This window comes from Pseudonocardia nigra (assembly GCF_019396355.1).
GTDB lineage: Bacteria > Actinomycetota > Actinomycetes > Mycobacteriales > Pseudonocardiaceae > Pseudonocardia > Pseudonocardia nigra.
Map to the genome: position 1 here is coordinate 1 of NZ_JAHKRK010000286.1, position 7,988 is coordinate 7,988.

Here is a 7,988-nt window from a genome sequence, read left to right on the forward strand (position 1 = left end):
GGCCCGCCCGCGGGATCGTGGTGGCGGCCGCCGCGGCGGGCGGTGGCACGGTCGCGCAGGCCGCGGCCGCCCCGTCCGCCGCGACGACCGCCCGCTCGTGGCGATGATCGCTGCGAGATGCGGTTACGCGTTCCGCGGACCACCGCAACCGCCACCTCGCGGCGATCACCCGACCGACATCGCCGCGGGACGTCGGTCAGGCGCGTGGCTCCGCCCGGTCCCGGCTGCGCCACAGCCGCCACGCCCGCGGCTCGTGCGGGTCGGCGTGCTCCACCCCGACCTCGGCGAAACGCAGCCGGATCCGGGCCCCGCCGAGCGCGGACCGCTCGATGTGGATGGTCCCGCCGGTCGCCTCGACGGCGTCGCGGGCGATGTCGAGCCCCAGACCGGTCGACCCGGAGCCGCTGACGCCCCGGCGCAGGGCGGCGACGGGGTCGGGGACGCCCGGGCCGGCGTCGTCGACGACGAGGCTGATCCACCCGGCGTGCCGGACCACGGACACGGCGAACCGGGTGCCGTCGGGGGTGTAGCGGAAGATGTTGCCGAGCAGGGCGTCGACCACGGCGGCGAGGTCGTCGCCGGCGAGCGCGATCACCGCGGGCGCGTCCGGCGTGCGCACCGTGCAGCCGCGGCCGCTGTGCTGCCCCAGCGCCGACCAGAACGCCATCCGCCGCTGCACCACCTCCACCACGTCGCAGCGGATCGGGCCGGCGGACTCCTGGGGCACGGCGCGGATCAGCGCGTCCACGTCCTTGTCGAGCGACTCCACGGCGCTGCGCACCCGCCGCGCGGCCGGCCCGTCGCCGATGGCCTCCGCGTCCAGGGCGAGCGCGGTGAGCGGGGTGCGCAGCCGGTGGGAGAGGTCGGCGACCATCCGCCGTTCCCGCGAGCGGGCGTCCTCGATCCGGTCGGCGACGGTCCCGAGCGCCGCCGCGAGCGCGGCCGTCTCCGGGGTCCGCATCGTCCGCGGCACCGGCAGGGGGCCGCCCTCGCCGACGACCCGCGCCGTGGCGGTGAGCGTGGCGAGGTCGGCGGTCACCGGGCGCAGCCGCCGCCTGCTCACGGCGAGCCCGGCCCCGGCGCCGAGCAGCCCGGCCGCAGCCAGCAGCCCCGCGAGCACCAGGTGGGAGGCGTCGGGCCGCCAGTCCGGGACGAACGCCTCGGCCACCGCGGGCGCGACCCCGCCGGTGACCGGCCGCACCAGGACCGTGCCGCCGTCGACGACGATCTCCCCGGCGGACCCCGCGACGGCGGCGTGCGACCGCCCGATCGTCCGGCCGTCGAGGTGGAGCGCCAGCCCGCCGGCGCGGCCGGTGGCCGTCCGCCCGATGGCGCGCAGCAGCGCCTCCTCGTCGGTGGTCACCTCGGCGACCGTGACGAGGGCGGCCAGGTCGGCCTCGACCTGGGCCCGCGCCGCGGCGCGGTCACCCGCCATGTCCAGCAGTACGGCGGCCGCGACCACCGCCCCGGCGGCGACGGCGGCCGTCGCGAGGATCAGACGGACGACGAGCTGTCGCACGGGTCCACCAGCTTCACCCCGACGCCGCGCACGGTGTGCAGGAACCGCGGCGCCGACGCGCTCTCGCCGAGCTTGCGGCGCAGCCACGACAGGTGCACGTCGATCGTCTGGTCCAGCTTGAGGTGCGGCTGCTGCCAGACCTCGCGGCACAGCTCCGCCTTCGTGACGACGGTGCCGACGTGGGCGGCCAGGTAGGCGAGCAGGTCGAACTCGAGCCGGGTCAGCGTCAGCGGCACACCCCCGAGCGCCGCCTCGCGCCGGGCGGTGTCGACGACGAGGTCGCCCACCGCGATCGGCCCGGTGCCGCCCGGATCGGTGGGCCGGGCCCGGCGCAGCACGGCGGCGATCCGCGCGCCGAGGTGCGCGCTCGAGAACGGTTTGACGAGGTAGTCGTCGGCGCCCGCGTTGAGCAGCCGCACGATGGTGGGCTCGTCGCCGCGCGCCGTCGCGACGATCACCGGTACCTGGCTGACCCCGCGCAGCAGCCGCAGCGCCTCGAAGCCGTCGAGGTCGGGCAGCCCGAGGTCGAGCACGACGAGGTCGATCTGGGCGTCGGACGCGGCGCGCAGGGCGTCGAGCGCGGTACCGACCGGCTGCACCACGTGCCCGGCGTCCCGCAGGGCCCCCGTCATCGCCGCCCGGACCGCGGGGTCGTCCTCGACCAGGAGCACCATCGACACAGCAGAAAGGTAGTGGCTGCCGTGCCGTGCGGGAACAGTGATCGACACCCGGGCGGCGAAACTTTCAGCTCGATCTGCCGCGCGTTTAAGGTCCCGTTCGGATCCTCGTCCCTACCATTCCGCAGACACGGCGCGTGATCGCCATCACGCAGCTTGGCGGAGCGGACGGGGAGGGTCGTGGCGGGCATCGAGATCGACCGGGTCGGCAAGGTCTACGCCGACGGCACGCGCGCCGTGACCGACCTCAGCATTGAGGTCATGGACGGGGAGTTCCTCGTGCTCGTCGGGCCGTCCGGGTGCGGCAAGACCACCGCGCTGCGCATGGTCGCGGGCCTGGAGGAGATCAGCGAGGGCGAGGTCCGCATCGACGGCCGCGTCGTCAACCGCGTTCCCGCCCGGGACCGGGACGTCGCCATGGTCTTCCAGTCCTACGCGCTCTACCCGCACCTCACCGTGTTCGACAACATCGCCTTCGGCCTGACCCTGCGGAAGATGCCCAAGCCGCAGATCGAGCGCCGCGTCCGCGAGGTCGCCGACGTCCTCGAGCTCGCCGACCACCTTCACCGCAAGCCGCGTCACCTCTCCGGGGGCCAGCGGCAGCGGGTGGCGATGGGCCGCGCGATCGTGCGCGAGCCGCGCGCGTTCCTCATGGACGAGCCGCTGTCGAACCTCGACGCCAAGCTGCGGATGCAGATGCGGGCCCAGATCGCCCGGATCCAGCGCGACCTCGGCGTCACCACCGTCTACGTCACCCACGACCAGACGGAGGCGATGACGCTGGGCGACCGGGTGGCGGTGATGCGCGGCGGGGTGCTGCAGCAGATCGCGCCGCCGCAGGATCTCTACGACCGCCCGGTGAACATGCTCGTCGCCGGGTTCATCGGCTCGCCGGGGATGAACATGTTCGCCGCGGACCTCGTGTTCGCCCCCGACGGGCACGTCTCGATCGGCGTCGGCGACCAGCGGCTCACCGTGCCGCCCGGGGTGCTGCACGCCCGGCCCGCCCTGCGCGAGTTCGACGGGCGACGGGTCGTGGTGGGGATCCGGCCGGAGGACCTCGACGACGCCGAGATCGTCGGCCGCGCCGACGGTGCCACGCTCGTGGCGGTCGCCGACCTCGTGGAGGCCATGGGCTCGGACGTGATGGTGCACTTCCCGGTCGACGTCGAGCCGGTGCGTACGGAGGACCGGGAGAAGCTCGACCGGGAGGCGGGCGGGATCGGCGCGCGGGCCGGCAGCAGCGTCCTGGTCGGCCGGTTCAGCCCGCGCACGCGCGTCTTCGAGGGTGAGCCCATCGCGGTCCGCGTCGACGTCGACAACCTGCACTTCTTCGACCCGGCCGACGGCCGGTCGATCTGGCACTGAGTTGATCTGCACCGAGTTGATCTGCACCGGGTCGGTCCGGCACTGAGTTGGTCCGGCACGGAGACGGCGGCCGAGGGGGCGAGGACGTGCACGTACGCAGGGCGTTCCGGTGGCCGCGGCGGCCGCCGTGGCGCTCGCCGGGTGCGCCGGCGGGGCGGGGGGTCCCGCCGGCGCACCCGGGGGTGACCTCGGCGACGAAAGGATCGAGGTCGCAGCGGTGTGGTCGGACGAGGAGCAGGCGTCCTTCGAGATGGTGCTCGACGCCTTCGAGGAACGGACCGGCGCGACGGTCACCTACACCTCGGCGGGCGACGAGCTGCCGACCGTGCTGTCCACGCGCCTGGCCGGCGGGTCGCCCCCGGACGTCGCGGTGATCCCGCAGCCCGGGCTGGTGCGCACGCTGGCGGAGGCCGGCTTGCTGGTCCCGCTGAGCGACGCGGCCGAAGCCGTGATCGACACACAGTACGCGCCCGTCTGGAAGGACCTGGGCACCGTCGACGGCGAGCTGTACGGGTTCGTCTTCAAGGCCGCCAACAAGTCCCTCGTCTGGTACGACGCGGAGACGCTGGGACCGGACTTCACCCCGCCCGCCACGTGGGCCGAGTTCGTCGACACGCTCCGGGTGCGCTCCGACATCGGCGGCACGCCGCTGTCGGTCGGGGGTGCCGACGGCTGGACGCTCACCGACTGGTTCGAGAACGTCTACCTGCAGACCGCGGGCGCCGAGATGTACGACCGGCTCGCCGCCCACGAGATCCCCTGGACCGACCCGTCGGTCCGCACCGCGCTGGAGACGCTCGCGCAGGCCTTCAAGCCCCAGTTCCTCCCCGGCGGTGTCGACACGGCGCTGCAGACCGAGTTCACCGACTCCGTGGTGAACGTCTTCGGCGACGACCCGAGCGCGGAGTTCGTCTTCGAGGCCGACTTCGTGGCGGGCGTCGTCTCCGTCAGCACCTCCGCCGTGATCGGCGAGGACGCACTGTTCTTCCCGTTCCCGGCGCTCGGCACGACCTCCGCCGTGGTGAGCGGCGGCGACACCGTCGTGGCGCTCACCGACACGCCGGTCACGACGGCGCTGGTGGACTTCCTGGCCAGCGCGGAGGCCGCGTCGATCTGGGCGGCCGAGGGCGGGTTCATCTCGCCGAACCGCGAGGTCGAACCCGCGGAGTACCCGGACGAGACGACCCGGTCCATCGCCGAGCGGCTCGTCGGTGCCCAGAACGTGCGGTTCGACATGTCGGACCTGATGCCGACCGCGCTCGGCGGCACGAAGGGCGACGGGTTCTGGAAGGCCATGCAGGACTACCTGGCCGATCCGGGACGGGTCGACGCGATCCTGGCCGAGCTGGAGGCCAAGGCCGCCGCGACCTACGCGGGGAGCTGAGCCGTGGTCACGTCACCGACCCGGCCCGGGAGCAGCGCGCCCGTCCCCGACGGGGGGCGGCGGACGGGCGCGCTGTCCGGTGGCAGCCCACGCCTGGCGTGGGTCTTCCTCGCCCCGGCCCTGCTGCTGCTCCTGGTCTTCCTGGTCTACCCGACGGCCTGGTCGCTGGTGCGGAGCCTCTTCGACGCCCGCGGCGAGGAGTTCGTCGGCCTCGGGAACTACGTCACGGCGTTCACCGACGAGCGCACGCTCGTGGCGCTGCGCAACAACATCATCTGGGTGGTGGTCGCACCGACGCTGGTCACCTCGATCGGTCTCGTCCTCGCGGTGCTCACCGAGAAGATCCGCTGGGCGGCGGCGTTCCGGCTGGTGCTGTTCATGCCGCTCGCGATCTCCCTCGTGGCGTCCGGGATCGTGTTCCGCCTCGTCTACGACGAGGACCCGGACCGCGGGGTCGCCAACGCGATCGCCGTCGCCGCCCACGACATGGTGGCCGCCCCCTCGCCCTACCCCGGCGCGCGGCCGCGCGAGGGCGGTGGGCTCACGGCCGTCGAGGGTGGCGCGCTGGTCACGGCACTGCCCGTGGGCGAGCAGGAGGTCGTCAGCCTCGCGATCACCGGGTTCCCGCCCGACGCGCTGCCGGCGGCCGCGACCGACGCCGCGGTGCCCGAGCCGGGGCCGGGCCTGCGCGGCCTCGTCTGGCTCGACGTCGCGGGCGTGCAGGACCGGCCGGGCGAGGTCGACGCGGGGGAGCGCGGCATGCCCGGGCTGACCGTGGAGGTGCTCGCGGGCGACCGCGTGGTGACCACGGTGACCACCGGCGACGACGGGCGGTTCACCGTGCCCGACCTCGCCCCCGGCTCGTACACGCTGCGCCTGCCCGAGAGCGGCTTCACCCCGCCGTTCCGCGGGCTGACCTGGCTCGGCCCCGGCCTCGTGACCCCGGTGATCATCTCGGCCTGGCTGTGGATCATGTCGGGCTTCGCGATGACGCTCATCGCCGCGGGGCTCGCCGCGATCCCGCGCGACGCGCTCGAGGCCGCGCGTGTCGACGGCGCCACCGAGTGGCAGGTGTTCCGGCGCGTCACCGTGCCGCTGCTGTCGCCGGTGCTGCTCGTGGTGGTCGTGACCCTGGTGATCAACGTGCTGAAGGTGTTCGACCTCGTGTTCGTCATCGCGCCCGGATCGGTCCAGGAGGAGGCGAACGTGCTGGCGCTGCAGATGTGGCAGGTGTCGTTCGGCGCGGGTGGCGGCGACCAGGGCCTGGGCAGCGCGCTCGCCGTGCTGCTGTTCCTGCTCGTCCTGCCCGCCATGGTGTTCAACATCCGGCGGTTCAAGGGGGATCGGGCATGACGTCGGTGCTGGAACGGGCCCCCGCGGCCCACGTCGAGGCCCTGCCACCGGGACCGCCGCGCCGGTCCGTCGCCGCCCGGATCGTCGGCCGCCTCGCGGGGCCCGCCGTGCGGATCGCGCTGGTGCTGATCGCGATCTTCTGGCTCGTGCCGGTGGTCGGGCTGCTCGCGGCGTCGCTGCGCCCCGAGTCGCGCAACACCGGCAGCGCGTGGTGGTCGGTGTTCACCGCGCCCACCGAGCTCACGCTGGCCAACTACGCCGAGCTGCTCGCCGACAGCACGGTCCTGCGCTCGTTCGGGAACACCGTGCTGATCGCCGTGCCGTCCACGGTGCTGGTGGTGGTGATCGGCTCGCTCGCCGCCTACGCGCTGGCCTGGATCGAGTTCCCCGGCCGGGACTGGGTGATGATCGGCGTCGTCGCCCTGCTCGTGGTGCCGATCCAGGTGGCGCTCATCCCGGTGGCGGGCATCTTCGGCGCCACCGGGCTGTACGGCTCGATCGCCGGCGTGGTCCTGTTCCACGTCGCCTTCGGGCTGCCGTTCGCGGTGTTCCTGCTGCGCAACTTCTTCGTCGGCATCCCGCGCGACCTGCTCGAGGCCGCCCGCATGGACGGCGGCCGCGAACTGATGATCTTCTGGCGGCTGGTGCTGCCGATCGCGCTGCCCGCCATCGCGTCGCTGGCGATCTTCCAGTTCCTCTGGGTGTGGAACGACCTGCTCGTGGCGCTCGTCTTCGCCGACCAGAGCTCGGCGCCGATCACCGTGGCGCTGCGCAGCCAGCTGCGCCAGTTCGGCAGCAACGTCGACCTCCTCGCGAGCGGTGCGTTCCTGTCGATGATCGTGCCGCTGGTCGTCTTCTTCGCCTTCCAGCGGTACTTCGTGCAGGGCGTCCTCGCGGGGTCGACGAAGTGATGCCGCCGACCGCCCCCGTCATCGACGCGCCCCCCGCACCAGCCGCGGTGACCCGCCCCGTCGCGCTCGTCGCGGCCGTCCTGCGCCGCATCGCGGCCGACCTGCCCGACCCGCAGCCCGCGACCTGGCGCGGCCGGGCGGCCGACGAGGCCGTGCTGCTCGTCGAGCTGTGCCGCCGGGCGGAGGTGTGCTCCCACGGCGGGTCCGACGCGGACCCCGACGTCGGGCAGTTCGCCGCGCTCTTCGCCGACATGGCGCTGCGCGGGGCCCCGCTCCGGGCGGTGCGGTGGTTCCTGCGCTCCGCGGCCGCACACGTCTTCGCCGGCCTCTGGGACAGTTCTGGCGCCGGCGACGCCACCCTGCTGCTGCGGGTATCCCGCCTGCTCAACCGCCACCGGGGCGCGCTCGACCAGGTGCTGGAGCACACCTACCGCGACCTGGCCGACCACCCGGGCGCAGCGATGCCGTTGCTCGCCGGGCTCACCGGGGACGCCGGCGACGCCGGCGACGCCGGGGACGGGACGGCCTACCTGGTGGTCGTGCTCGCCGGCCCGATCGGTGCGCCGGAGGGCCTTCCGCCCGCGACGGCGACGGCGACCGTGCAGGGCCGGCCGCACCTGGTGGTGCCCATCGGCGCGGGCGAGCCGCGCGAGGGCGCCTGGGCCGAGGTCGCGCGCTGGGCGGCCGCCCGCGGGGGGCTGCGGGCCGCGGGGGCGTTCGCCGACGGGCCCGGGCAGGTGGCTTCGGCCGCCGCGGCGGCACGGCGGCTGCTCGCG

Annotated in this window: 7 protein-coding genes; 5 read left to right on the top strand and 2 right to left on the bottom strand. The window is 74.4% G+C overall.

Annotation, left to right across the window (positions count from 1 at the left end):
- Positions 1-196 precede the first annotated feature (196 nt).
- Positions 197-1,519 carry a sensor histidine kinase gene (locus KME75_RS46410; protein WP_219419752.1) on the bottom strand — a complete coding sequence of 441 codons (1,323 nt, stop codon included), beginning with the start codon at positions 1,517-1,519 and terminating at the stop codon, positions 197-199.
- Positions 1,495-2,193 (bottom strand): response regulator transcription factor, encoded by a 699-nt coding sequence (locus tag KME75_RS37855; protein ID WP_246633625.1) that lies wholly within the window; start codon positions 2,191-2,193, stop codon positions 1,495-1,497. Before KME75_RS37855 ends, KME75_RS46410 begins: the two co-directional genes overlap by 25 nt.
- Positions 2,194-2,376: 183 nt before the next feature.
- Between KME75_RS37855 and KME75_RS37860 the strand changes: the two genes are divergently transcribed.
- From KME75_RS37860 to KME75_RS37880, 5 genes are all read left to right on the top strand, one after another.
- On the top strand, positions 2,377-3,564 hold the full coding sequence (locus KME75_RS37860) for an ABC transporter ATP-binding protein (protein ID WP_219419754.1): 1,188 nt from the start codon (positions 2,377-2,379) through the stop codon (positions 3,562-3,564).
- Positions 3,565-3,673: 109 nt separating this feature from the next.
- Positions 3,674-4,948 carry an ABC transporter substrate-binding protein gene (locus tag KME75_RS37865; protein WP_219419755.1) on the top strand — a complete coding sequence of 425 codons (1,275 nt, stop codon included), beginning with the start codon at positions 3,674-3,676 and terminating at the stop codon, positions 4,946-4,948.
- A gap of 3 nt (positions 4,949-4,951) precedes the next feature.
- Positions 4,952-6,301, top strand: a complete 1,350-nt coding sequence (locus tag KME75_RS37870; RefSeq protein ID WP_308283440.1) for an ABC transporter permease — start codon at positions 4,952-4,954, stop codon at positions 6,299-6,301.
- The gene (locus KME75_RS37875) at positions 6,298-7,212 is read left to right on the top strand and encodes a carbohydrate ABC transporter permease (protein WP_219419756.1); all 915 of its coding nucleotides are present in this window, start codon (positions 6,298-6,300) and stop codon (positions 7,210-7,212) included. Before KME75_RS37870 ends, KME75_RS37875 begins: the two co-directional genes overlap by 4 nt.
- Positions 7,213-7,259: 47 nt before the next feature.
- On the top strand, positions 7,260-7,988 hold a 729-nt coding region (locus KME75_RS37880), incomplete at its 3' end, for a hypothetical protein (protein ID WP_219419757.1).